This is a genomic window from Pseudomonas sp. GW821-FHT01A09, from assembly GCF_058986725.1.
Genome location: NZ_JBYSWB010000004.1, coordinates 256,245 through 280,832 on the forward strand (window position 1 = coordinate 256,245; position 24,588 = coordinate 280,832).

The 24,588-nt window shown below is 63.4% G+C and carries 26 protein-coding genes; 12 read left to right on the forward strand and 14 right to left on the reverse strand.

The window, feature by feature from the left end:
* The first annotated feature begins 10 nt into the window (after nt 1-10).
* Genes rdgB through AC3WJP_RS07305 form a run of 3 tightly spaced genes read left to right on the forward strand, consistent with a single transcriptional unit; the run spans nt 11 to nt 2,148 of the window.
* The gene (rdgB, locus tag AC3WJP_RS07295) at nt 11-610 is read left to right on the forward strand and encodes an RdgB/HAM1 family non-canonical purine NTP pyrophosphatase (protein WP_493720437.1); all 600 of its coding nucleotides are present in this window, start codon (nt 11-13) and stop codon (nt 608-610) included.
* Entirely contained in the window at nt 607-1,815 is a 1,209-nt protein-coding gene (hemW, locus tag AC3WJP_RS07300) for a radical SAM family heme chaperone HemW (protein WP_493720436.1), read from the forward strand. The genes rdgB and hemW overlap by 4 nt, the downstream gene beginning before the upstream one ends.
* A 9-nt stretch (nt 1,816-1,824) precedes the next feature.
* Complete coding sequence (locus tag AC3WJP_RS07305; protein WP_226505475.1) at nt 1,825-2,148, forward strand: DUF3392 domain-containing protein; 324 nt, start codon at nt 1,825-1,827, stop codon at nt 2,146-2,148.
* 204 nt (nt 2,149-2,352) lie between these two features.
* On the opposite strand, the gene trmB is transcribed toward AC3WJP_RS07305, so the two are convergent.
* The 4 genes from trmB to AC3WJP_RS07325 all read right to left on the reverse strand — a co-directional run bounded on the left by trmB (nt 2,353) and on the right by AC3WJP_RS07325 (nt 4,603).
* A complete protein-coding gene (gene trmB / locus AC3WJP_RS07310; RefSeq protein ID WP_493720435.1) occupies nt 2,353-3,078 on the reverse strand; it encodes a tRNA (guanosine(46)-N7)-methyltransferase TrmB in 726 nt (241 codons plus the stop codon).
* Nucleotides 3,079-3,087: 9 nt separating this feature from the next.
* Nucleotides 3,088-3,882, reverse strand: a complete 795-nt coding sequence (locus AC3WJP_RS07315) for a thiazole synthase (RefSeq protein ID WP_311971935.1) — start codon at nt 3,880-3,882, stop codon at nt 3,088-3,090.
* A gap of 54 nt (nt 3,883-3,936) precedes the next feature.
* Complete coding sequence (gene thiS, locus AC3WJP_RS07320; protein ID WP_493720434.1) at nt 3,937-4,137, reverse strand: sulfur carrier protein ThiS; 201 nt, start codon at nt 4,135-4,137, stop codon at nt 3,937-3,939.
* A 94-nt stretch (nt 4,138-4,231) separates the two neighbouring features.
* Nucleotides 4,232-4,603, reverse strand: a complete 372-nt coding sequence (locus AC3WJP_RS07325) for a DUF423 domain-containing protein (protein WP_493720433.1) — start codon at nt 4,601-4,603, stop codon at nt 4,232-4,234.
* A gap of 77 nt (nt 4,604-4,680) precedes the next feature.
* Here AC3WJP_RS07325 and mtgA point away from each other — a divergent pair, with 77 nt between their 5' ends.
* Complete coding sequence (mtgA, locus tag AC3WJP_RS07330) at nt 4,681-5,403, forward strand: monofunctional biosynthetic peptidoglycan transglycosylase (RefSeq protein ID WP_493720432.1); 723 nt, start codon at nt 4,681-4,683, stop codon at nt 5,401-5,403.
* Nucleotides 5,404-5,663: 260 nt separating this feature from the next.
* Here mtgA and rpoH read toward each other — a convergent pair whose 3' ends face one another.
* The 4 genes from rpoH to ftsY form a co-directional block, all read right to left on the reverse strand.
* Nucleotides 5,664-6,518: an RNA polymerase sigma factor RpoH gene (rpoH, locus tag AC3WJP_RS07335; protein ID WP_226505469.1), complete on the reverse strand. Its 855-nt coding sequence runs from the start codon at nt 6,516-6,518 to the stop codon at nt 5,664-5,666.
* 110 nt (nt 6,519-6,628) lie between these two features.
* The gene (gene ftsX, locus AC3WJP_RS07340; protein WP_493720431.1) at nt 6,629-7,654 is read right to left on the reverse strand and encodes a permease-like cell division protein FtsX; all 1,026 of its coding nucleotides are present in this window, start codon (nt 7,652-7,654) and stop codon (nt 6,629-6,631) included.
* Nucleotides 7,651-8,322: a cell division ATP-binding protein FtsE gene (gene ftsE / locus AC3WJP_RS07345; protein ID WP_493720430.1), complete on the reverse strand. Its 672-nt coding sequence runs from the start codon at nt 8,320-8,322 to the stop codon at nt 7,651-7,653. The genes ftsX and ftsE overlap by 4 nt, the downstream gene beginning before the upstream one ends.
* A complete protein-coding gene (ftsY, locus tag AC3WJP_RS07350) occupies nt 8,319-9,845 on the reverse strand; it encodes a signal recognition particle-docking protein FtsY (RefSeq protein ID WP_493720429.1) in 1,527 nt (508 codons plus the stop codon). Before ftsY ends, ftsE begins: the two co-directional genes overlap by 4 nt.
* A 232-nt stretch (nt 9,846-10,077) precedes the next feature.
* Here ftsY and AC3WJP_RS07355 point away from each other — a divergent pair, with 232 nt between their 5' ends.
* From AC3WJP_RS07355 to AC3WJP_RS07370, 4 genes are read left to right on the forward strand one after another with little or no spacing between them, the layout of a single operon-like run.
* Complete coding sequence (locus tag AC3WJP_RS07355) at nt 10,078-11,433, forward strand: M16 family metallopeptidase (protein ID WP_493720428.1); 1,356 nt, start codon at nt 10,078-10,080, stop codon at nt 11,431-11,433.
* A complete protein-coding gene (locus tag AC3WJP_RS07360) occupies nt 11,426-12,925 on the forward strand; it encodes a M16 family metallopeptidase (RefSeq protein ID WP_493720427.1) in 1,500 nt (499 codons plus the stop codon). Before AC3WJP_RS07355 ends, AC3WJP_RS07360 begins: the two co-directional genes overlap by 8 nt.
* Nucleotides 12,925-13,521 carry a 16S rRNA (guanine(966)-N(2))-methyltransferase RsmD gene (gene rsmD / locus AC3WJP_RS07365; protein ID WP_493720426.1) on the forward strand — a complete coding sequence of 199 codons (597 nt, stop codon included), beginning with the start codon at nt 12,925-12,927 and terminating at the stop codon, nt 13,519-13,521. The genes AC3WJP_RS07360 and rsmD overlap by 1 nt, the downstream gene beginning before the upstream one ends.
* A gap of 9 nt (nt 13,522-13,530) precedes the next feature.
* Nucleotides 13,531-14,574 carry a hydrolase gene (locus AC3WJP_RS07370; protein WP_493720425.1) on the forward strand — a complete coding sequence of 348 codons (1,044 nt, stop codon included), beginning with the start codon at nt 13,531-13,533 and terminating at the stop codon, nt 14,572-14,574.
* On the opposite strand, the gene AC3WJP_RS07375 is transcribed toward AC3WJP_RS07370, so the two are convergent.
* Nucleotides 14,537-15,391: a sulfurtransferase gene (locus AC3WJP_RS07375; protein ID WP_493720424.1), complete on the reverse strand. Its 855-nt coding sequence runs from the start codon at nt 15,389-15,391 to the stop codon at nt 14,537-14,539. The two genes, AC3WJP_RS07370 and AC3WJP_RS07375, sit on opposite strands and share 38 nt — an antisense overlap.
* A gap of 70 nt (nt 15,392-15,461) precedes the next feature.
* Nucleotides 15,462-16,112: a TetR/AcrR family transcriptional regulator gene (locus tag AC3WJP_RS07380; protein ID WP_493720423.1), complete on the reverse strand. Its 651-nt coding sequence runs from the start codon at nt 16,110-16,112 to the stop codon at nt 15,462-15,464.
* A 266-nt stretch (nt 16,113-16,378) separates the two neighbouring features.
* Between AC3WJP_RS07380 and coaD the strand changes: the two genes are divergently transcribed.
* Nucleotides 16,379-16,858 carry a pantetheine-phosphate adenylyltransferase gene (gene coaD, locus AC3WJP_RS07385; RefSeq protein WP_226505459.1) on the forward strand — a complete coding sequence of 160 codons (480 nt, stop codon included), beginning with the start codon at nt 16,379-16,381 and terminating at the stop codon, nt 16,856-16,858.
* A gap of 107 nt (nt 16,859-16,965) precedes the next feature.
* Nucleotides 16,966-17,217, forward strand: a complete 252-nt coding sequence (locus tag AC3WJP_RS07390; RefSeq protein WP_493720422.1) for a YfhL family 4Fe-4S dicluster ferredoxin — start codon at nt 16,966-16,968, stop codon at nt 17,215-17,217.
* A 14-nt stretch (nt 17,218-17,231) separates the two neighbouring features.
* On the opposite strand, the gene AC3WJP_RS07395 is transcribed toward AC3WJP_RS07390, so the two are convergent.
* From AC3WJP_RS07395 to AC3WJP_RS07405, 3 genes are all read right to left on the reverse strand, one after another.
* Entirely contained in the window at nt 17,232-17,588 is a 357-nt protein-coding gene (locus AC3WJP_RS07395) for a multidrug transporter (protein ID WP_493720421.1), read from the reverse strand.
* A gap of 125 nt (nt 17,589-17,713) precedes the next feature.
* Entirely contained in the window at nt 17,714-18,526 is an 813-nt protein-coding gene (gene mutM, locus AC3WJP_RS07400) for a bifunctional DNA-formamidopyrimidine glycosylase/DNA-(apurinic or apyrimidinic site) lyase (RefSeq protein ID WP_493720420.1), read from the reverse strand.
* Nucleotides 18,527-18,544: 18 nt separating this feature from the next.
* Nucleotides 18,545-19,357, reverse strand: a complete 813-nt coding sequence (locus AC3WJP_RS07405) for an HDOD domain-containing protein (RefSeq protein WP_493720625.1) — start codon at nt 19,355-19,357, stop codon at nt 18,545-18,547.
* Nucleotides 19,358-19,620: 263 nt separating this feature from the next.
* Between AC3WJP_RS07405 and AC3WJP_RS07410 the strand changes: the two genes are divergently transcribed.
* Entirely contained in the window at nt 19,621-20,817 is a 1,197-nt protein-coding gene (locus AC3WJP_RS07410) for a class I SAM-dependent rRNA methyltransferase (protein ID WP_493720419.1), read from the forward strand.
* 72 nt (nt 20,818-20,889) lie between these two features.
* Here AC3WJP_RS07410 and mgtE read toward each other — a convergent pair whose 3' ends face one another.
* A complete protein-coding gene (gene mgtE / locus AC3WJP_RS07415; protein ID WP_493720418.1) occupies nt 20,890-22,236 on the reverse strand; it encodes a magnesium transporter in 1,347 nt (448 codons plus the stop codon).
* 472 nt (nt 22,237-22,708) lie between these two features.
* Between mgtE and ilvD the strand changes: the two genes are divergently transcribed.
* Nucleotides 22,709-24,550, forward strand: a complete 1,842-nt coding sequence (gene ilvD, locus AC3WJP_RS07420; RefSeq protein ID WP_493720417.1) for a dihydroxy-acid dehydratase — start codon at nt 22,709-22,711, stop codon at nt 24,548-24,550.
* The last annotated feature ends 38 nt before the right edge of the window (nt 24,551-24,588 follow it).

Consider the following 24,588-nt stretch of genomic DNA (forward strand, 5'->3'; position numbering starts at 1 on the left):
AGGCAACCCCATGAAATTCAAGCAACTCGTACTGGCCAGCCACAACGCCGGCAAGCTCAAGGAACTCCAGGCCATGCTCGGCGACGCAGTGCAATTGCGCTCGATCGGCGAGTTCAGCCAGGTAGAACCCGAAGAAACCGGACTGTCGTTCGTCGAAAACGCCATCCTCAAAGCGCGTAACGCCGCGCGTATTTCCGGGCTGCCGGCGCTGGCCGACGACTCCGGGCTGGCGGTGGATTACCTCGGCGGCGCGCCGGGCATCTATTCCGCGCGCTACGCCGACGGCAAAGGCGACGCCGCCAATAACGCCAAACTGCTGGACGCCCTCGAGGCCGTCCCCGAGGCCGAGCGTGGTGCGCAGTTCGTCTGCGTGCTGGCGCTGGTGCGGCATGCCGACGACCCGCTGCCGATTCTCTGCGAAGGCCTATGGCACGGCAGCATTCTGCACGCCGCCAGCGGCGATCACGGCTTTGGCTATGACCCGCTGTTCTGGGTGCCGGAGCGCAACTGCTCGAGCGCCGAGCTGAGCCCCAGCGAGAAAAACCTGCTGAGCCACCGCGCGCGGGCCATGGCCATCCTGCGTCAGCGTTTGAGCCTGGAACCCGAATGACCGGCGACACCCACACGCTGCACCCTGGCGCCAGCGGGTTTTCCTCGCTGGCCCCGCGCCCGGGCCTGCCACAGTTGCCGCCGTTGTCGCTGTACATCCATATTCCCTGGTGCGTGCGCAAATGCCCGTATTGCGATTTCAACTCGCACACGGCCAGCGCGGTGCTGCCGGAAGAGGAATACGTGGATGCCCTGCTGGCGGATCTGGATCAGGATCTGCCGGCCGTCTACGGTCGGCCGCTGACGTCGATCTTTTTCGGTGGCGGCACGCCCAGCCTGTTCAGCGCCAAGGCGCTCGGGCGCTTGCTGGCCGGCGTCGAGCAGCGCATTGCGTTTGCGGCCGACATCGAGATCACCCTCGAAGCGAACCCGGGCACCTTCGAGCAGAACAAGTTCGTCGCTTATCGCGGGCTGGGCATCAATCGCCTGTCGATCGGCATCCAGAGCTTCCAGGAAGCCAAGTTGCAGGCGCTGGGACGGATCCACAATGGCGACGAGGCGATCCGCGCCGCCGACATGGCGCGCCAGGCCGGCTTCGACAATTTCAACCTCGACCTCATGCACGGCCTGCCCGACCAGTCCCTCGACGACGCCTTGGGCGATCTGCGCCAGGCCATCGCCATGGCGCCGACCCACCTGTCCTGGTACCAGCTGACGCTGGAGCCGAACACGGTGTTCTGGAATCAGCCGCCGTTGCTGCCCGAAGATGACATCCTCTGGGACATCCAGGAGGCCGGTCAGGCGCTTCTGGCCAGTCACGGCTACAGCCAGTACGAAGTCTCGGCCTACGCCCAACCTGGGCGCCCCGCGCGGCACAACCTGAATTATTGGAGCTTCGGCGATTTCATCGGCATCGGCGCCGGCGCCCATGGCAAGCTCAGCCACCCCGACGGCCGCATACTGCGCACCTGGAAAACCCGGCTGCCCAAGGATTATCTGAACCCTGCCAAGCCGTTCCAGGCCGGCAACAAGGCGCTGAGCGACGACGAACTGCCGTTCGAATTCCTGATGAACGCCCTGCGCCTGACCGATGGCGTGGCCGCCGAGCTTTATCACCAACGCACCGGCCTTGACCTGCACAGCCTGGCCGGTGCGCGCCGCGAGGCCGAACAAAAGGGCCTTTTGCAGGTCGAACCGTCGCGCCTGGCTGCGACCCCACGGGGACAGCTGTTCCTCAACGATCTACTGCAGTACTTCTTGACCTAAGGATTGCCCATGGATTTTGTTCTCGACCTGCTCGCGTCCATGTCTCGCTGGAGCCGCAGCCATATCTCCGAGATCGCCTTGGCTTTGGTAGGCTGCCTGCTGGTACTGTTCGGTGCCGATTTCAAAGGCTGGATCGAAGGCCGCCTGGGCGCATTGGCCGGGGCATTGCGGGTGCCGGTGATGGCATTGGTGTGCGCGGTGGGCAGCGGCGCGGCGCTGATCTACGTGACGCCCTGGGTGATCCGCGGGCTGAGCCAGTTCAACAACTACAGCCTGGCGCCGGTGCTGTTGGTGGTGCTGGTGTTGATCGGTGTGGTGGCCGATCGGCGCTGAATCCGGCGCCACGCCAAACCCTGTACGATCGGCGCTAAAACCCGGCGCCAAGCCCAACCCTGTACGATCGGCGCTAAAACCCGGCGCTAAGCCCAACCCTGTAGCGAGGGGGCTTGCCCCCGATAGGCCGGCACTGACCTGCAGAGCGGGTGGGATTTGGGCCTTATCGGGGGCAAGCCCCCTCGCTACAGGGTAGACCTGCTTTCAGTCGATCTTTTCGAACTTCAAATCCCACACCCCATGACCCAGACGCTCACCGCGGCGTTCGAACTTGGTGACCGGGCGCTCGGCCGGGCGAGGCACGCACTTGCCGTCTTCGGCCAGATTGCGATAGCCGGGCGCGACACTCATCACTTCCAGCATGTACTCGGCGTAGGGTTCCCAGTCGGTGGCCATGTGCAACACGCCGCCTGGCTTGAGCTTGCTGCGTACCAGCTCGGCGAACGAGGCCTGGACGATGCGGCGCTTGTGGTGACGACTCTTGTGCCACGGATCGGGGAAAAACAGCATCAAGCGATCAAGACTGTTGTCGGCGATGCAGCGGTTGAGCACTTCGATCGCGTCGCAATCGTAGACTCGCAGATTGGTCAGGCCTTGGGTCAGCACGCCGTTGAGCAGCGCGCCGACGCCGGGCCGGTGCACCTCTACACCAATAAAATCCTGCTCCGGAGCAGCGGCGGCCATTTCCAGCAGCGAGTGCCCCATGCCGAAGCCGATTTCCAGCGAACGCGGCGCCGAACGACCAAACACCTGGTCGTAATCCACCGGCGCATCGGCCAGCGGCAGAACGAACAGTGGCGTGCCCTGCTCCAGACCTTTTTGCTGGCCTTCGGTCATGCGCCCGGCGCGCATCACAAAACTCTTGATGCGGCGGTGCTTGGACTCGTCTGCGTCTTCCAGGGTGTTCGGCGTTTCGTTTGATTCAGTCATCAACGGCTCTTACTTGATCAGACCATCCAGCGGCGAGGACGCGCTGGCATAGAGTTTTTTCGGCATACGGCCGGCGAGGTAGGCCATGCGCCCGGCGATGATCGCGTGCTTCATGGCTTCGCCCATCAGGATCGGGTCCTGGGCATGGGCGATCGCCGAGTTCATCAGCACGGCTTCACAGCCCAGCTCCATGGCGATGGTGGCGTCGGAGGCGGTGCCGACACCGGCGTCCACCAGCACCGGGACCTTGGCCTCTTCAAGGATGATCTGCAGGTTGTACGGATTGCAGATACCCAGGCCGGTGCCGATCAGGCCTGCCAGCGGCATCACTGCGATGCAGCCGATTTCCGCCAGCTGGCGCGCGATGATGGGGTCGTCGCTGGTGTAGACCATCACGTCGAAACCGTCCTTGACCAACACTTCGGCGGCCTTGAGGGTTTCGATCACGTTGGGGAACAGGGTTTTCTGGTCGGCCAGCACTTCGAGCTTGACCAGCTTGTGGCCATCGAGCAGCTCACGGGCCAGGCGGCAGGTGCGCACGGCCTCGATGGCGTCGTAGCAGCCAGCGGTGTTGGGCAGGATGGTGTAGCGATCCGGCGGCAGGATATCCAGCAGGTTCGGCTCACCGGGGTTTTGCCCGATGTTGGTCCGGCGCACGGCGACGGTGACGATTTCGGCGCCCGAGGCTTCGATGGCCAGGCGAGTCTGCTCCATGTCACGGTATTTGCCGGTACCGACCAACAGGCGCGATCCATAGGTGCGGCCAGCCAAGGTAAAAGGCTTGTCAGTGCGAGCGTTGCTCATCGGTCATCCTCTTGCGGTTGAGGTCTGTAAGGGCGTAGCGAGCGAAGGGACGGCCTAGCCGCCGCCGATGGCGTGTACCACTTCCACTTGATCACCCTCGTTGAGGGCGGTCGCGCCATGCTGGCTGCGCGGCACGATGTCCAGGTTGAGCTCGACGGCCACGCGGCGCCCGGTCAACTCCAGACGCGCAAGCAGCGCCGCGACGGTCTCGCCTTCGGGCAGTTCGTAGGGTTCACCGTTCAGCTGGATACGCATGCGACTGGCAGCCATTATTTTCAAGGGGAGGCATTCTAGCCCGATCACTGCCGATGACCAAGGTGCAGGGGCGCCATTCGTCCATGCCAGGCGCTCAGCCCAGGCGCCACGCCGCCAGGCCCAGGCAGACCCAGCCGCCGAGGAAGGCCAGGCCACCGAAGGGCGTGATGATGCCCAGCTTGCCGATACCGGTGAGGGTCAAGGCATAGAGGCTGCCGGAAAACAGCACGATGCCGACGCAAAACAGGACGCCTGCCCAGGTCATGAAGCGCCCGGGTATCTGGGTGCAGAGGATGGCTACCGCGAGCAACGCCAGGGTGTGGATCAACTGATAGGTGACGCCGGTGTGAAACACCGCCAGGTAATCCGCGCTCAGGCGATCCTTGAGACCATGGGCGGCAAAGGCGCCAAGGGCAACGCCGGTAAAGCCGAAAAAGGCCGCCAACAGCAGAAAACTGCGAAGCATCTGGAAACTCCGGGGACAGGTGTTCGGGCACAGGGTCTGTATAATGGCCCGCTCACCCGCTTTGGCCAAGCCTATCCATGCTGCGTACCCTTCTGCATCGCCTCAAAAAAGCCCTGCTCTGGTTCGCCGTCGGCAGCGTGCTGTTGGTCCTGGCGTTCCGCTGGATCCCGCCGCCCGGGACCATGCTGATGGTCGAGCGCAAGATCGAATCCCTCACCGATGGCCAGCCCATCGATCTGCAGCGTACCTGGCAGCCGTGGGCGAAGATCTCCGATGACCTGAAAGTGGCGGTCATCGCCGGTGAAGACCAGCGCTTCGCCGAGCACTGGGGCTTCGATCTCCCCGCCATCCAGGCGGCCTTCCTGCACAACGAGCAAGGTGGCTCGATCCGCGGCGCCAGCACCATCAGCCAGCAAGTGGCCAAGAACGTGTTTCTGTGGTCCGGGCGCAGCTATGTGCGCAAGGGGCTGGAGGCCTGGTTCACGGTGCTGATCGAGGTGTTGTGGCCCAAGCAGCGGATTCTCGAGGTGTACCTCAACAGCGCTGAGTGGGACGACGGCGTATTCGGCGCGCAGGCGGCGGCGCAGCACCACTTCGGCGTCAGCGCGGCCAGCTTGTCGCGCCAGCAGGCCAGTTATCTGGCTGCAGTACTGCCCAATCCGCGCAACTGGAGCGCCAGCCGCCCCAGCGCCTACGTGCAGCGCCGAGCGGGCTGGATTCGCCAGCAGATGGGGCAACTGGGCGGGGATGATTACTTGCTGCGGCTGAACGACTCGCGCAAGGCGCCTTGGGCGGAGTAGGTTTGTCCTTGTGAATGGGTAATGGCACCCGGCCCCTTCGCGGGCAAGCCTTGCTCCCACAGTGCAAACCGGGCCTGAGCCGTACACCTGTGGGAGCACAGCTTGCTGGCGAAGGGGCCGGCACGGTTTGCGCAAGACCATAGAATCTCCCACAGGCTTACATCTGTGGGAGCAAGGCTTGTCCGCGAAGGGGCCACCGGATCTTACCCACAAAAAAGCCCTGAACATTGTCAGGGCTTTTTGCGTTTCAGGCAGCACGCTTAGGCAGCGATGGACACCTTGAGCTTGTTCATCGCGCTTTTTTCCAGCTGACGAATCCGCTCGGCCGACACGTTGTACTTTTCAGCCAGCTCGTGCAGCGTCGCCTTCTCTTCCGCCAGCCAGCGCTGGTAGAGAATGTCGCGGCTGCGGTCATCCAGCACTTCCAGGGCTTCGTGCAGATTGCTGTTGGAATTGTCGCTCCAGTCAGCATCCTCCAGTTGACGCGCCGGGTCGTAGCGGTGGTCTTCGAGATAATTGGCTGGCGATTGAAAGGCGCTGTCGTCGTCCGCTTCCGCGGCCGGGTCGAAGGCCATGTCCTGGCCCGTCAGACGGCTTTCCATCTCGCGCACTTCGCGGGGCTCGACGCCCAGGCTCTCGGCCACGCGATGCACTTCTTCGTTGTTCAGCCAGGCCAGACGCTTCTTCTGGCTGCGCAGGTTGAAGAACAGCTTGCGCTGCGCCTTGGTGGTCGCGACCTTGACGATCCGCCAGTTGCGCAGGATGAACTCGTGGATTTCAGCCTTGATCCAGTGCACGGCGAACGACACCAGGCGCACGCCCATTTCAGGGTTGAAGCGCTTGACCGCCTTCATCAGGCCAACATTGCCCTCCTGGATCAGGTCGGCTTGCGCCAGGCCATAACCCGAATAGCTACGAGCGATGTGTACAACGAAACGCAGGTGGGCGAGCACCATCTGCCGAGCCGCCCCCAGATCCTGTTCGTAAAAGAGACTCTCGGCCAGTGAACGCTCCTGCTCGGGTGTCAGCAGTGGAATGCTGTTCACCGTGTGCACATAAGCCTCCAGGTTCGCACCCGGGACCAAGGCATAAGCAGGTTGCAACGAAGTGGTCATACAGAAACCTCCGACTCACGTGACTCGTGCAGTTCAGCACTGCGTAATAAGACAGGGAACCGAGAACCAAGTTCCCACATGCTGAAGGGACGTACGTAATGGCAAAATAATTAGCGTGGCGCGAGTTCTCGCAAATGACGCGCCACCGCAATCCATGCACCGATATACCCTAACAGCACTGCTCCTAGCAATAGGGAAAGGCCGTCCGAGGGGGGTACTCCACCCAGGGCAAAATCACTTCCATAGAGGCCCGAGAGCCCGGTGACCGCGCCGTTCAGCCAATCAAGGCCAAATGCCAGTATGCCCCATGAAAGAATTCCTGCGCCCAGCCCGTACAAGGCACCCATGTACAGAAAGGGCCTGCGCACATAGCTGTCGGTGCCGCCGACGAGCTTGATCACTTCGATCTCGACGCGGCGGTTTTCGATGTGCAGGCGAATCGTATTGCCGATCACCAGCAGCAAAGCGGCCACCAGCAGTACCGTCAAGCCGAAGACGAAACGATCTCCGAGCTTGAGAATCGCCGCCAGGCGCTCGACCCACACCAGATCGAGCTGCGCCTGCTGCACGTTGGGCAGCTCCGAGAGGGTCTGACGCAACGACTCCAGCGCGGCCTTATCGACTTCGAGCGGCGTCACCACCACTACACCCGGCAAGGGGTTCTGCGGCAGCTCCTTGATCGCTTCGCCCAGTCCGGACTGCTGCTGGAACTCCTCGAGGGCGCGCGTCTTGTCGATATACTCGGCATCCGCCACGCCACCCAGCGCCTTGGCCTTGGCGACCAGGGCCTGACCGTCGCTGTCGCTGGCGTTGAGATCCATGTACAGGGAGATCTGCGCCGCACGCTGCCAGGAACCGCCGAGCCGCTCGACGTTCTTGAGCAGCAACGACAGGCCCATGGGCAGACTCAGAGCCACCGCCATCACCAGACAGGTGAAAAAGCTGCCGATCGGCTGCTTGCCTAGGCGCCGCAGGCTGTCCAGCAGGCTGGCACGATGGCTTTCGAGCCAGGCGTGCAACAGTTGGCTGAAGGCCGGGCCGTCATCGTCGTTGTGCGGCTTTTTTTTCTGCGGTTCCTGATCGGCGGCCTTGGGCGCCACGCGATCGGAGACTTTTGGACTGCGTGTCGCACTCATTGGCCGGCCTCCCCATCGCCGATCAAGCGGCCGCGTTGCAAGGTCAGCATGCGATGGCGCATGCGGGCGATCAGGGCCAGGTCGTGGCTGGCGATCAGTACGCTGGTGCCGAGGCGGTTGATGTCTTCGAACACGCCCATGATTTCCGCCGCCAGGCGCGGGTCGAGGTTACCGGTGGGTTCATCCGCCAGCAGCAAGGCCGGCCGATGGACGATGGCGCGGGCGATGCCGACTCGTTGCTGCTGCCCGGTGGACAGGTCGCCAGGGTAGAGATCGGCCTTGTCGGCCAGAGCCACGCGCTCCAGCGCCGAATCGACGCGCTTGGCGATCTCGGGCTTGGACAGGCCGAGAATCTGCAAGGGCAAGGCAATGTTGTTGAATACGGTGCGATCGAACAGGAGCTGGTGATTCTGGAACACCACGCCGATCTGCCGCCGCAGGAAAGGTATCTGCGCGTTAGTGATCTGCCCCAGATCCTGCCCGGCCAGCAGCAATTTGCCACTGGTGGGCCGCTCCATGGCCAGCAGCAGGCGCAGCAGGGTGCTCTTGCCAGCGCCGGAGTGACCGGTCACGAACAGAAACTCGCCGCGACGAACGCGAAAGCTCAGCTCGTGCAGGCCCACATGACCATTGGGGTAGCGCTTGGCGACCTGTTCGAATCGAATCATGAGCGTTCCCGTTCTGCGAAGAGCGCCTGGACGAAGGGCTCGGCTTCGAAGGTGCGCAGGTCGTCGATGCCTTCACCGACACCGATGTAACGGATCGGCAGACCGAACTGCTTGGCGAGGGCGAAGATGACCCCGCCCTTGGCCGTGCCGTCGAGCTTGGTCAGCGCCAGACCGGTCAGCGCCACGGTCTGGTTGAACTGCTTGGCCTGGTTGATCGCGTTCTGCCCAGTACCGGCGTCCAGCACCAGTAGCACCTCGTGCGGCGCGGTCTCGTCCAGCTTGCCAATGACGCGGCGGACCTTCTTCAGCTCTTCCATCAGGTTGTCTTTGGTGTGCAGACGCCCGGCGGTGTCGGCGATCAGCACGTCGATACCGCGGGCGGTAGCGGCCTGCACGGCGTCGAAGATCACCGAAGCGGAGTCGGCGCCGGTGTGCTGGGCGATCACCGGGATGCGATTGCGCTCGCCCCACACCTGCAATTGCTCCACGGCAGCGGCGCGGAAGGTGTCGCCAGCGGCCAGCATGACCTTCTTGCCTTCACCCTGGAGCTTTTTCGCCAGCTTGCCGATTGTGGTGGTCTTGCCGGCGCCGTTGACGCCCACCACCAGAATCACGAAAGGCTTGTGCTGCGCCGGGATCTCCAGCGGTTGCTCGACCGGCTTGAGCAGGGCCGAGAGCTCAGCCTGCAAAGAGGCGTACAAGGCATCGCTGTCGGTCAGTTGCTTGCGCGCGACCTTCTGCGTCAGGTTGCCGATGATCAGGTTGGTGGCTTCGACGCCAACGTCGGCGGTCAGCAGACGGGTTTCCAGCTCGTCGAGCAGGTCGTCGTCGATGGCCTTCTTGCCGAGGAACAGGCTGGCCATGCCCTCGCCGAGGCTGGCGCTGGTCTTGCTCAGGCCCTGCTTGAGGCGGGCGAAAAAGCCGGCTTTGGTGGGCTCCGGGGACACTGGAGCGAGGACCGCTGCAGGTTCAGCGACCGCAGAGGCCTGGACCAGCGGTGCGGGCGCAGGAGACGCGACGGCCCGAGCCGCAGGCTCGGCCACAGGCGCAGGCTGTTGGGTCACTGGCGCGGGATACTCGACCACAGGCGCAGCAACCGGGGCCACTGCTGCAGGCTGCTCGGCGACAGGCGCCGGGGTCAGGCCGCTCGGCGTCGGCGCGAGTTCGACCAGCGGCGCGGCCGTGGTTTGCGGCGGCGACTGTACTGTGACCGGAGGAATCGACGGCGCGACCGCCTCTGCCTCTACATCAGGCACTAGTGCCACGGGCTCTTCGGGCACCGGCAGTACCAGACCGCTGGCCACAGGCTCGGTCGCGACCGGCTCGACCGCCGGCGGGGCGGCCGTCAAGGCGGGCTCGGGCGCGACCTCGACAGCCAGATCAGGCGTCTCGGGCGTCTCTGGGGCAAGGGCTTGCGGCGGCTCGGGGGTGATTTCCTGCGGCTTTTTGCGCAGCCATCCGAACAGGCCTTTCTTCTCTCCAGCCGGTGGCGGAGTCTTCTTGTCGTCGTTGGAACCAAACATGGAGGACGGCTATCTCAAGGTAGCGACGCGCCAATGCGGCGCCTCTGAAAATTCTGATATCGCAGAACAGACTGCTTTTTACCCGGCTCGTTCACGCGTTACATCCTGACAAGATGATCGCAGGCCCGCGTTCACATCAGGCATGGTCGCCAGCGAGCCGGATCAGTATCCTAGCACCTCCTCGCCCACTGACGCTAAGGCCAAGCGGGCAGCCTTACAGGTTCAAAATCGAATGAATGATCTTGCCCGCCGCGCTGCCGGTCTGCTGCTCGGTACTTTTTGCCTGCCACTCGCCGCTTTTGCCGCCGATCCCCAACCCACCACCGAGTTCACCCTCGACAACGGCCTCAAGGTCGTCGTGCGCGAGGACCATCGCGCCCCGGTGGTGGTTTCGCAGATCTGGTACAAGGTCGGCTCGAGCTACGAGACGCCAGGCCAGACCGGCCTTTCCCACGCCCTCGAGCACATGATGTTCAAAGGCAGCAGCAAGATGGGCCCGGGCGAGTCCTCCCGGGTCCTGCGCGACCTGGGTGCGGAAGAGAACGCCTTCACGAGCGACGACTACACCGCCTATTACCAGGTGATGGCCAAGGATCGCCTGCCGGTCGCCTTCGAGCTCGAAGCCGACCGCATGGCCACCCTGCGCCTGCCGCCGGAAGAGTTCACCAAGGAAATCGAAGTCATCAAGGAGGAGCGCCGCCTGCGCACCGATGACCAGCCAAGCGCCAAGGCCTTCGAAGCCTTCAAGGCCATGGCCTATCCGGCCAGCGGCTATCACACCCCCACCATCGGCTGGATGGCCGACCTTGAGCGCATGAAGGTCGAAGAGCTGCGCCACTGGTACGAATCCTGGTACGTGCCCAACAACGCGACTCTGGTCGTGGTCGGCGACGTCAAACCCGATGAGGTCAGAGCCCTGGCCCAGCGCTTCTTCGGCGCAATTGCGCGACGCGCTACGCCGCCGGCGAAAATCCCGCTGGAAGTCGCCGAACCGGGCGAACGCCAGATTACCCTGCACGTGCGTACCGAACTGCCGAGCCTCATGCTGGCCTTCAACGTGCCTAGCCTGGCCACCGCCAAGGACCCTCGCGGCGTCCAGGCGCTGCGCCTCATCGCTGCCCTGCTCGATGGCGGCTACAGCGCGCGGCTGTCCACCCAGCTGGAGCGCGGCTCCGAGCTGGTGTCCAGCGCCTCGGCCAGCTACGACGCGTTCACCCGCGGCGACACGCTGTTCATGCTTTCCGCCACGCCCAACACGCAGAAGAAAAAGACCTTGGCGGATGTCGAGAAAGGCCTCTGGGGCGTGCTCGACCAGCTCAAGGACAAACCTCCCACCGCTGCAGAACTGGAGCGCGTTCGCGCCGAAGTCATCGCCGGCGTGGTGTTCGGCCGGGACTCCATCAGCCGCCAGGCAACCACCATCGGTCAACTGGAAACCGTCGGCTTGTCGTGGAAGCTCATGGACAGCGAGCTGGATGACCTCAACAGTGTCACGCCCGCGGACATCCAGACCGCCGCACGCACCTATTTCACCCGCGAACGCCTGAGCGTCGCCCACGTATTGCCCGAGGAAAAGGCTCATGATTGAGCGCATCACGCCCCATCAAGCACGCCGCCTGGGCACCGCCCTGATCGCCAGCCTGCTTGCTGCCTTCACCAGCCTGCCGGCCTTTGCAGATGACGCGGCGCCTGCCACTGCGCCTGCGTCCGCCCCGGCCCCGGCCACTGGCCTGCAGACCCTCAAGGAGCTCGATAGCAAGGCCCCGGAACACCGCAAGCTGGACATCAAGACCTGGCAGACCAAGGACGGCAGCAAGGTGCTGTTCGTCGAAGCACGCCAGTTGCCGATGTTCGACCTGCGCGTGACCTTCGCCGCCGGCAGCAGCCAGGACGGCGCCGCCGGCGGCCTGGCGCTGCTGACCAATGCCATGCTCAACGAGGGGGTCAAGGGCAAGAACGTCGAGGCCATCGCCCAGGGCTTCGAAGGCCTGGGCGCAGATTTCAGCAACGGCGCCTATCGCGACATGGCCGTGGCCTCGCTGCGCAGCCTGAGCGACCCGGACAAGCGTGATCCGGCGCTCAAGCTGTTCGCCGAAGTGGTCGGCCATCCGACCTTCCCGGCCGACTCGTTGGCGCGCATCAAGAATCAGATTCTCGCCGGGCTTGAATACCAGAAGCAGAACCCCGGCGCGCAAGCTAGCCAGGCCCTGTACAAAGCGCTCTACGGTGCCCACCCCTATGGGCACGCCACAGACGGCACGACGCAGACCATCCCGCCTATCAACCTGGCGCAGCTGCAGGCCTTCCACAAACGCGCCTACGCTGCCGGCAATGCGGTGATTGCGCTGGTGGGCGACCTGTCGGTGGACGACGCTCACGCCATCGCCGAGCAGGTATCTTCGTCGCTGCCCAAAGGCCCGCATCTGCCAGTGGTCGCCGAGCCGAACGAACCCAAGCCTGCTCTGACCCATCTGGAGTTTCCGTCCAAGCAGACTCACTTGCTGCTGGCAGAACTGGGCATCGACCGCAACGATCCGGATTACGCCGCCCTGTCCATGGGCAACCAGATCCTCGGCGGCGGCGCATTCGGCACTCGCCTGATGAGCGAAGTACGGGAAAAACGCGGCCTGACTTACGGCGTGTACTCCGCCTTCACGGCCATGCAGGCTCGCGGCCCGTTCATGATTAGCCTGCAGACCCGTGCCGAACTCAGCGAAGGCACGCTGAAATTGGTGCAGGGCATCTTGCGCGATTACCTGAAGACCGGGCCCACGCAAAAGGAGCTCGATGACGCCAAACGCGAACTGGCCGGCAGCTTCCCGCTGTCCAATGCCAGCAACGGCAGCATCGTCGGGCAGCTGGGCGCCATCGGTTTCTACGACCTGCCGCTGACCTTCATCGAGGATTTCATGCAGCAATCCCAGGCCCTGACCGTCGACCAAGTGAAAACGGCATTGAACAAGCACCTGGACGCCGACAAACTAGTCATCGTCACGGCAGGCCCGACCCTCGCGCAAAAGCCATTGCCGCCCCCTACTGAGAGACCCACCGAGCAACCGCTGGGGGTCCCGGAGCACTAATGGCCAGTCCATCACCCAAAACTCCCAAGGCCGTTCACGGCGGCCTGGGCCAGCTGCGCATCATTGGCGGCCAATGGCGCAGCCGGCGCTTGAGCTTCCCCGACGCTCCCGGCCTGCGCCCGACCCCGGATCGCGTGCGCGAGACGCTGTTCAACTGGCTGGCGCCCTATATCGAAGGCGCCAAGGTGCTCGACCCGTTCGCCGGCAGCGGCGCCCTGTATCTGGAGGCGCTGTCGCGAGGCGCGAGCCTGGGGCTGGCGCTGGACACCAACGCTGCGGCCATTGCCTCACTGCGCAAGAACCTGGATCTGCTGGAATGCAGCGTCGGCCAATTCCAGCAAAGCGATGCCCTGCGCTATCTGGAATCCCAGCCAGCGACGCCGTTCGACTTGGTGTTCCTTGACCCACCCTTCCATCAGAACCTGCTGGCGGGCGCTTGCGTCCTGCTCGAACAGCGAGCATGGCTGAACGAACGCGCATGGATCTACACCGAAAGCGAAACGCCGCCTTCGACCCTTGAGCTGCCCGCCAATTGGCGTCTGCACCGGGAAAAGAAGGCCGGCCAGGTGTACTACGCGCTGTGGCAGCGGGGATAAAAGGCCATCGTGGCTGACACGCCAGTTGCGATACCCGAGACCTTCCAGCCGGCGCTCGGGTTGGGCAATCCCCATCTGCAAACGCTGTGGGGCCCGCTGTGGCGCCCGACCGTGCATCTGCAAAGACCCCGAGAGCGCCTGTGGCTCGCGGACGGCGACTTTCTCGATGTCGACTGGCATGGCCCGCACACCACCGATGCGCCATTGGTGCTGGTGCTGCACGGGTTGACCGGCTCGTCCAACTCGCCCTACGTCGCCGGGCTACAGCAGGCGCTGGGCGCCCAAGGCTGGGCCAGCGTCGCGATCAACTGGCGCGGTTGTTCGGGGGAGCCCAACCTGCAAGTGCGCAGTTACCATTCCGGTGCCAGCGACGATCTGGCCGAAGTCATTGGCCAATTGCGTGCGCGCCGTCCTTCGGCGCCGTTGTATGCAGTGGGTTACTCGCTGGGCGGCAATGTGCTGCTCAAGTATCTGGGCGAAACGGGTACGCAGTCACAGCTCCAAGGTGCGGTGGCGGTGTCGGTACCCTTTCGCCTCGATCAGTGTGCCGACCGTATCGGCCAGGGGTTTTCCAAGATCTACCAAGCGCACTTCATGCGCGCGATGTTGGCCTATGTGCGGGACAAGCAGGCGCGATTTTCACGTGAAGGGCAAAAAGAGGGGCTGGCAAAACTGGCGAGCCTGGGCTCGCTGGAAAAGATGCGCACCTTCTGGGACTTCGACGGCCGGGTGACGGCGCCCCTGCACGGGTTCGCCGATGCCCGGGACTACTACCGCAAATCTTCGAGCCGCTATTTTCTGGGAGACATCCGCACTCGCACGCTGATCATCCAGGCGCTGGACGACCCCTTCGTTTTCCCGCACAGCCTGCCGACGCCCAATGAGCTCGCGCCCGGCACGACCTTCGAGCGACATGCCCGAGGTGGGCACGTCGGCTTCGTGGAGGGCAGCCTGCGCCGCCCCAGCTATTACCTGGAACGGCGCATCCCGCAGTGGCTGGCGCAAGGTTCCTTTATCAGTCCCCCGTCGCCCGCGGCCGTTGCGGGTCGGTGATCCACTCGCTCCAGGAGCCGGCATACAGCGGCACCAACGGATAGCCCGCCAGGCACAGCGCGAACAGATTGTGACAGGCCGTCACTCCGGACCCGCAGTAGGACACCAGCGTGCTGGCCGGCCGCCCGGCGAGAATCTTCTCGAAACGCGCCTTCAACTGATCAGCCGGCAAGAATCGCCCATCTGCCGCGAGGTTGTCGGTAAACACCGCGCAACGCGCGCCGGGAATATGCCCCGCCACCGGGTCGATCGGCTCGACTTCTCCCCGGAAACGCGCGGGCGCCCGAGCATCGATCAAGGTCAGGTCTGGCGATTGAAGTTGGTCCTGCAACTGTTGCGCGCTGATCACCAGATTGCTGTCAGGCTGGCCGGAAAAGTGCCCGGCTTCGTGGGCCGGCGGATCGAGGCTGAGCGGCAAGCCAGCTGCATGCCAGGCCTTGAGGCCGCCGTCGAGCAGATAGACACCCTCGCGCTTGCCCAGCCATGCCAACAGCCACCAGGCATGAGCGGCGAACGCACCCGGGCCGTCGTCATACAGCACCACTTCGCTGTCGGCGTTGACGCCCCAGGCCCTCAACCGCTCGACCAGCACCTCGGGTGCCGGCAGCGGATGGCGCCCGGTCACCTGCTTGACCACCGCGCCGCTCAGGTCCTTGTCCAGATCGGCGAAGCGCGCACCGGCCAGGTGTCCCTCGGCATAGCTGCGCTGGCCGTAGTCGGTATCTTCAAGAGCAAAGCGACAGTCCAGTATCACCAGCCCCGGCTCGTCGAGACGATCGTACAGCTCCTGTGGGCTGATCAATTGCGCGATTGGCATGTAAACCTCCCTGAGAAATGCAGAATGGATTCATGGCCCGGAACGAAGTTCCCGGCCGACTGCGCGGCCCTCAGTCCTCGGCCAGCGTCAGCGGTACGTTGAACTCTTCGAACAAGACATTAACGGCAGCCTGCCAGGGTTCCGTGACCAGCCCGGAGATCATGGTCAGCACCTGGAAAATCCCGCGCCTGACCACTTCCTCGCTGAGCTGCGCCGTCGCGGCCTGAGAAGTGGTCAAAAAGCGTGTCCATGACGTCAGGATAATCCAGGCGTTCAGGGCCAGCGCTTCCGCTTGCCCGGCATGTAAACGCAGCAGGCCGGCTTGTGCGAATGCCGCGAAGACCACCTGCCCCTGACTCAGGCAGCGCCGGGAAAACTGCCGATAACGCACCGCCAGCTGTGGGTCGCTTTCCAGCAGATGTTCAAGGTCCCGATAAAAAAAGCGGTAATTCCAGTTGCTCTCGAACAGCCGCTGCAAATAAAAACGCATGTCGTCGACACCCACACTGACTCCTTTTGGCAGCTGCAGGTAAGTATCGACCCCTAGCTCGTATTCAGCGAACAACTCGGCGACGATTTCCTGCTTATTGGCAAAGTGGTAGTACAGATTGCCGGGAGAGATCTCCATGTGAGCGGCAATGTGGTTGGTGCTGACGGTCCGCTCGCCCTGCTGATTGAACAACTCCAGACTGGCCTGCACGATGCGTTGGCGGGTTTTCATTGACTCGGATCTCTTGTCCAGCGGGCGACGGCGCCCGGTTTTTATCCGCATAGTACGATTTTGCTATCGCCGGCCCAATAGCGATTTTTGGCTAGCCCGACGCTAGCGCAAACGCCACGCTGCATCCCCTGCGACACCCTGGCAGTGGACTTTTGCGCTCACCCGCGCAGTGGCTGAACCTTTTGCTCATGCACATGCCGACTTTCCCCACTGCACGTGCTGCGATACCATCCGAGTCCCCAACGGACTCCCGCCAGGACGACGCGATGAACCGAGTGTTGTACCCAGGTACCTTCGACCCTATTACCAAGGGCCATGGCGACTTGGTCGAGCGCGCCTCGCGCCTGTTCGACCACGTGGTCATCGCGGTCGCCGCGAGCCCCAAGAAGAACCCACTGTTCCCACTGGACCAGCGCGTGGCCTTGGCCCAGGAAGTGACCAGACACCTGCCCAACGTCGAAGTGGTAGGTTTTTCGACGCTACTGGCGCACTTCGCCAAGGAACAAGGGGCCAACGTGCTGCTGCGTGGCCTGCGTGCCGTATCGGATTTCGAATATGAATTCCAGCTGGCCAACATGAACCGTCAATTGGCGCCGGACGTCGAAAGCCTGTTCCTGACGCCTTCGGAGCGCTACTCGTTCATTTCATCGACGCTGGTTCGGGAAATTGCCGCACTGGGCGGTGACATCACCAAATTCGTCCATCCAGCCGTCGCGGACGCCCTCAAACAGCGCTTCGCCAACTGATATCCGACCGACGAATCCGCGTCCGCGTGCACTGCGGGCGCTAATACGGCACAATTGCGCGCATTCGTTTCGTTACGCCCGGGCGTCTGGCTTGGGCTGGAGTATCCATGTCCCTGATCATCACCGACGATTGCATCAACTGCGACGTCTGCGAACCCGAGTGCCCGAACGCTGCCATTTCCCAGGGCGAAGAGATCTATGTGATCGACCCGAACCTGTGCACCCAATGCGTGGGCCACTACGACGAGCCTCAATGCCAGCAGGTCTGCCCGGTCGACTGCATCCCGCTGGATAAAGCGCACCCGGAAACCGAGGCGCAGTTGATGGAAAAGTACCGCAGGATCACAGGCGGGGCATGACCCGCCTCCGCGGATCAATCCTCGTTGGTCTTGCCGTACCCCGAAGTAGTGCAGCCCAGACAGCGCACGAATGCGGCCTTGCCCGGGTCCACCACCAGCGCCTTGCCTGCCGCGCCCATATTGCCGCCCGCCGCGGTGAACGGCAGCGACACCACGAACACAGCACCGCCGACCACCGTCGCCGCGATCAGCAGCGGCCGGGCGATGATCAGGTCGGCGATCATCGCGAAGGCGGGAGGGTTCTGGATCTGATAGGTCGGGTCGCCGCTGGTGTTCGACTGCGTGGTTTCTGTCATCCCGGCGACGGCTGGCATGGCGGACAGGCCCAGGCACAGCGCCAGGGCAACCGATAAGACGCGCAAAACATTCATGACACAGTCCTTCTGCTCGATAAGGGCGACAACTCGGGATAACGCGACAGCGCAGTATTCAACTATATCAGCGTCCGGGCACTTGTCAGCGCGCCCGCGACCACGGGTGTCGAACAAGATATGACTCAGCGCTGGCAGCGCGGGCAGAATACGCTGGCGCGCTGACCCAGCTTGACCTCGCGCAACGTGGTGCCGCACAGCTTGCACAACTCGCCGCCACGCCCATAGGCGAACAACTCCTGCTGGAAATAGCCGGGCTGGCCGTCGCCGCCGATGAAGTCGCGCAAGGTGGTGCCGCCCCGCTCGATGGCATGGGCCAGGATGCGTTTGATTTCCACTGCCAGCTTCAAGTATCGAGCCCGGGAAATGCCACCCGCCTCGCGGCGCGGATCGATCCCGGCGGCAAACAGCGCTTCGGTCGCATAGATGTTGCCCACCCCGACCACCACGGCGTTGTCCATGATGAATGGCTTGACCGCCATGCTCTTGTTGCGGGACAGGCTGAACAGCCGGTCACCGTCGAACAGGTCGGTCAGTGGCTCGGGGCCAAGGCGTATCAGCAACTCGTGATTGTGCGGATCGAGGCTCCAGAGCATGGCACCGAAGCGCCGCGGGTCGGTATAGCGCAGGGCCAGCCCGGACTCCAGCACGATATCCACATGCTCATGCTTGAGCGGCGCCAACCCGGCGTCCACCAGGCGCAAATTGCCCGACATGCCCAGATGGCTGATCAGGGTGCCTTCCTCGGCATTGATCAACAGATACTTGGCGCGCCGATCGACACCGATGATGCGCTGCCCGGACAGGCGTACATCGAGATCTTCGGGGATCGGCCAGCGCAGGCGACGATCGCGCACGATCACCTGGCTGACACGTTGACCTTGCAGGTGCGGGGTGATCCCACGACGGGTAGTTTCGACTTCGGGTAGTTCAGGCATGTTCGACTCGAAAAAGACTTAACGCACACCGAGCTCGCGGATCGATTCCTTGAGGTTCTCGAAGTCGTAGTCTGACAGGCCGACGTAGTCCAGGACCAGCGGCGCGATGGCATTCCACTCATGGTCCACCGACTGGTTGCCCAGTACCCGGTAGGACGCGCAGATGTGCTCGGCCATTTTCAGCACCGCCAGAAGATTTTTCAGCTGATTGTTGCGCGGCGAGTCGTCGCGGAAAATCGCCAGGGCGTTGTGGTGGTTGGCGATGGCATCGCAGACGTGTTCCGGCAGGCGCCAGGACTTGGCCGTGTAGTAGCCGACCACCGAATGGTTGGTGTTGAACACCTGGTTCTCGGTATCGACCACGCGAAATTCACCCGTGGCGCTGGCATAGGCCTGCTCAAGCACGCCCATGTAATCGGCAAAGCGCTTGAGCATCAGCGGAATCCCGCAATCGTGAAACAGGCCCAGCGCATAGGCTTCGTCCACGGCCTGGGAGCCGATACGCTTGGCCAGCGTCAGGCAGGTCATGGCCACGTCTTGAGCGGTGTCCCAGAAGCGGTTGAGGGTGACGATGGTCTCGTCGCTCATCTCGCCCTTGATCGATTGGGCGTTGATGAGATTGATGATCGAACGGCTGCCCAGCAGGTTCACTGCGCGCTGGATCGAGGCGATCTTGTTGGTCAGCCCGTAGTAGGGCGAATTGACGATTTTCAGCAGTGCGCCGGACAGGCCCGGATCCTGGGCGATCAGACGGGCGATCGCTTCGAGGTCCGGGTCGGGCATGTACTGCTCCATCTGCAGGTCGACCATGATCTGCGGTTGCGGCGGCACACTGATACCTTGCAGGACCTGCTGGATCTGCTCGGCGGTAAGCTCTTGGGACATTGGTACGTACTCTGGGCTGAGTCGGGATTCTACTCCCGCCGAGGGGCGATCGGGTAACCGCCGGGCAATCGGCGTCAAAATTTCATATGCGTGAATGGGTTCGCTTGCGGTGATGGCTTCCGGGCGGTGCCTGACACATCAACGGTGAATGGTCATCCCGCGCCGCGCCCTACAAGGTATACTCCCGCTCTTTTTTCCGGAGCGACGTCATGTCCCTGCCCAGCCTTCGCCTCAAAGTCAACGCCGATCGCCGGCTGCGCAACGGTCACCTGTGGATCTACAGCAACGAAATCGACGTCGCCGCCACCCCGCTGCAAGGTTTCGTCGCCGGCGACCAGGCCATCCTCGAATCCGCCACCGGCAAGCCGCTCGCCGTGGTCGCCATGAGCCCCAACAACCTCATCTGCGCCCGCGTGCTGTCCCGCGATGCCAAGCTGCCACTGGACAAGTCGCTGCTGGTGCACCGCCTGAACGTGGCGCTGTCGCTGCGCGATCGTCTGTTCGACAAGCCGTTCTATCGCCTCGTCTATGGCGACTCGGATCTGCTGCCAGGCCTGGTGGTCGACCGCTTCGGCGACATTCTGGTGGTGCAGCTGGCATCGCCGACCATGGAACGCCACAAGGACGACGTTCTCGCCGCCTTGATTCAGGTGCTCAAGCCGAGTGGCGTGCTGTTCAAGAACGACTCCGCTGCCCGTGACGCCGAAGGCCTGCCGCGCTACGTCGAAACCGTGTTCGGCATGGTGCCGGAGTGGGTCGCCCTGGAAGAGAACGGCGTGAAGTTCGAAGCGCCGGTCATGGAAGGCCAGAAGACCGGCTGGTTTTACGACCACCGCATGAACCGTGCGCGCCTGGCGCCCTACGTCAAGGGCAAGCGCGTGCTCGACCTGTTCAGCTATATCGGCGGCTGGGGCGTGCAGGCCGGTGCCTTCGGCGCCAGTGAAGTATTCTGCGTGGATGCCTCGAGCTTCGCGCTGGACGGCGTCGAGCGCAACGCCGCGCTCAACGGTTTTGCCGAAAAAGTCACCTGCATGGAAGGCGATGTCTTCGAGGCGCTGCGGGAACTGAAAGCCGGCGAAGAACGTTTCGACGTGATCGTCGCCGATCCACCCGCGTTCATTAAACGCAAGAAAGATCTGAAAAACGGCGAAGGCGCCTACCGCCGCCTCAACGAGCAAGCCATGCGCCTGCTCACCAAGGACGGCATTCTGGTCAGCGCCTCGTGCTCCATGCACCTGCCCGAAGACGACCTGCAAAACATCCTTCTGACCAGCGCCCGCCACCTGGACCGCAACATCCAGATCCTCGAACGCGGCGGCCAGGGTCCGGATCACCCGGTACACCCGGCGATCCCGGAAACGCGGTATATCAAGAGCATTACTTGCCGGTTGTTGCCGAACAGCTGAGTGTGAGGGAAGCGTGCAGCCCTGCAATGGGGCTGCGTGTCGTTCCAAAGCATTCCCGGCCAGCTATCTGCCTCAAAGCTCCAATACATACGAAGCAATCCCGAAATAAACCAACACCCCCGCCGCATCCGCGATCGAAGTAATCAACGGCCCACTCGCCGTCGCTGGATCGAAGCGCAAGCGGCTGAGCAGAAACGGCAGGCTCATGCCGATCAAGCTGCCCAACAAGACGATGATCATCATGCTGCTGGCGACGATCACGGCGATGTCCACACCACCGCGCAGGATTCCCAGCGAAGCCACCGCCACGGCCATGGTCACACCCAGTCCAAGGGCCACGGCACATTCACGCCACAGCAGGCGCCCCCAGTCGCGCAGCAGCACCTCGCCGGTGGCCAGTGCCCGCACCATCAGGGTTGCCGATTGCGCCCCCGCGTTGCCGCCACTGTCCACCAGCAGCGGCAGGAAAAACACCAGGGCGATGTGCGATGCGATCACATCCTCGAACGCCGCGATACCGGCCCCGGAGAACAGGTTGCCGAACACCAGCAGCACCAGCCACAGCACGCGCTTGCGATAGAGCAGGCTAGCCGTGGCGCTTTTCATGTTGCCGATGTGGGTACCGATGAGTGCGCCTTTGTGGAAGTCTTCGGTGGCCTCCTCGACCACGACGTCCATGGCATCGTCGCAGGTGACGATGCCGACCAGTTGCCGCTGCGAATTGACGACGGGCAGTGCCAGCAGGTCGTACTGGTTGATCAGCCGCGCGACTTCCTCCTGCGTGACGCTGACCTGGGCGCTGATGATTTCGGTGTTCATCAGCTGCATCACGGCCGTGTCCGGCGCCGCGAGCACCAATTCGCGCAGGGACAAGGTCCCCAGCAGGCGCCGCTGGGCGTCCAGTACGTAGGTCTGATAGATGGTCTCGGCATCGGCGGCTTCGCGGCGCAGCGCATCGATGGCCTGGGCAGCGGTCAACTGCGCGGAAACGGTGGAGTACTCGCTGGTCATCACCGCGCCGGCGCTGCCCTGTGGATAACTGGCCAGCCGGCACAGGTCGTCACGTTCAGCTTGAGCCAACGCCGGCAGCAAGGTGGCGCGACGAGGGAGATCGAAGCGGTTGTACAGATCTGCACGCTCATCCGCCGACATGGCGCCGATCAGCCCGGCCAAGGCTGCTCGGGGCATGTCTTCGGCGAGTTCGACCTGACGTTCCAGCGGGAAGTAGCCGAAGGCTTCGGCGCGCTTGTCGAGCGGCAGCTGTTCGAGCAGAGGCAGGATCTGCTCCACGTCCAGTTGATCGAGATAGCGGGCGATATCGGCGGACAGCAGCTGACCGGCGACTTCCCTGGGTCGGGTGTACTTCTCTTCTTGCAGGGCGCTGCGCAGCAGTTGGGTAAAGTTGAGGGCGTTGATCATTGTTGTATCTCCAGGCGCCCGCAGCCGCCTGGAGAGGCACGGCAAAGCCGAGTCAGCTCACAGGCAAACCTGCCGCGGGGGCGGTCGGTGTCTTGGTTCTTGGCGAACTAAAACTGGGAAGGTCCATGGGTGCTGTTGGCTCTTGAACCGCACATGCGGCGGCGCAATAGTAGGGAGGACGGGCGTGATCGACAAATGCACAACTATTGCGCGATGTGTTCGCGCAGGACCCCGCCCTGTATGAAAATTGCGCAAGTCAGCGCGCCAACGGCGTTTTTTCCCGCCGTGCTCGGTGTAGAATCGATTTATTCATCGCCAATCATCCCCCGGCGGGTTTATGAGCTCTGGCCGAGCACGCGGCGATCCCGCAGTGTCACCGGCCCCATCCGGGTCGCGGCCATCTGCCACGCGATCAAGGACCAAGAGAAGCTCACTCCCTTGTTCAAACCTGATTAGCCGACCGGAGTGCCCCATGCCCGACTATCGTTCCAAGACCTCCACCCACGGCCGCAACATGGCCGGCGCCCGTGCCCTGTGGCGCGCAACCGGGATGAAGGACGACGATTTCAAGAAACCAATCATCGCCATCGCCAACTCGTTCACTCAGTTCGTACCCGGCCACGTGCACCTCAAGGACCTCGGCCAACTGGTGGCCCGCGAGATCGAACGCGCCGGTGGCGTGGCGAAGGAATTCAACACCATCGCGGTCGATGACGGCATCGCCATGGGCCACGATGGCATGCTCTATTCGCTGCCGAGCCGCGAGATCATCGCCGACTCCGTCGAGTACATGGTCAACGCCCACTGCGCCGACGCCATCGTCTGCATCTCCAACTGCGACAAGATCACCCCTGGCATGCTGATGGCCGCCCTGCGCCTTAACATCCCGGTGATCTTCGTCTCCGGTGGCCCGATGGAAGCCGGCAAGACCAAGCTCGCCAGCCACGGCCTCGACCTGGTCGACGCCATGGTCATCGCCGCCGACTCCACCGCCTCCGACGAGAAGGTCGCCGAGTACGAGCGCAGCGCCTGCCCGACCTGCGGTTCGTGCTCCGGCATGTTCACCGCCAACTCGATGAACTGCCTGACCGAAGCCCTGGGCCTGGCCCTGCCGGGCAACGGTTCGACCCTGGCCACCCACAGCGACCGCGAGCAGCTGTTCCTGCAGGCCGGCCGTACCATCGTCGAGCTGTGCAAGCGCTACTACGGCGAAAACGATGACTCGGTGTTGCCGCGCAACATCGCCAACTTCAAGGCCTTCGAGAACGCCATGACGCTGGACATCGCCATGGGCGGCTCGACCAACACCATCCTGCACTTGCTGGCGGCCGCTCAGGAAGCCGAGATCGACTTCGACCTGCGCGATATCGACCGCCTGTCCCGCCACGTGCCGCAACTGTGCAAGGTCGCGCCGAACATCCAGAAGTACCACATGGAAGACGTGCACCGCGCCGGCGGCATCTTCAGCATCCTCGGTTCGCTGGCCCGTGGTGGCCTGTTGCACACCGACCTGCCGACCGTGCACAGCCGCAGCATGGAAGAAGCCATCGCCAAATGGGACATCACCCAGACCGACGATGAGGCCGTGCATCACTTCTTCAAGGCCGGCCCGGCCGGTATCCCGACGCAAACCGCGTTCAGCCAGTCAACCCGCTGGGAGACGCTGGACGACGACCGTGAAAACGGCTGCATTCGCAGCGTCGAGCACGCTTATTCGCAAGAAGGCGGCCTGGCCGTGCTGTACGGCAACATCGCGCTGGATGGCTGCGTGGTCAAGACCGCTGGCGTCGATGAGTCGATCCATGTGTTCGAGGGCAACGCCAAGATCTTCGAAAGCCAGGACAGCGCCGTGCGCGGCATTCTGGCCGACGAAGTGAAAGCCGGTGACATCGTCATCATTCGCTACGAAGGCCCGAAAGGCGGCCCGGGCATGCAGGAAATGCTCTACCCGACGTCCTACTTGAAGTCCAAGGGCCTGGGCAAGGCCTGCGCGCTGCTGACCGACGGGCGTTTCTCGGGCGGTACCTCGGGCCTGTCCATTGGCCACGCCTCGCCGGAAGCGGCCTCGGGTGGCGCCATCGGCCTGGTCCGGGATGGCGACAAGGTGCTGATCGACATCCCCAACCGCTCGATCAATCTGTTGGTCAGCGATGAAGAGCTGGCTGCACGCCGCGTCGAACAGGACAAGAAGGGCTGGAAACCGGTGGAAGTGCGTCCACGCAAAGTGACCACCGCCCTCAAGGCCTACGCCCTTCTGGCCACCAGCGCCGACAAGGGCGCCGTGCGCAACAAGGCCATGCTCGACGGCCTGTAAGCGCTGCTGCTGTGAAAAAATGCCCCGCTGGTCGGGGC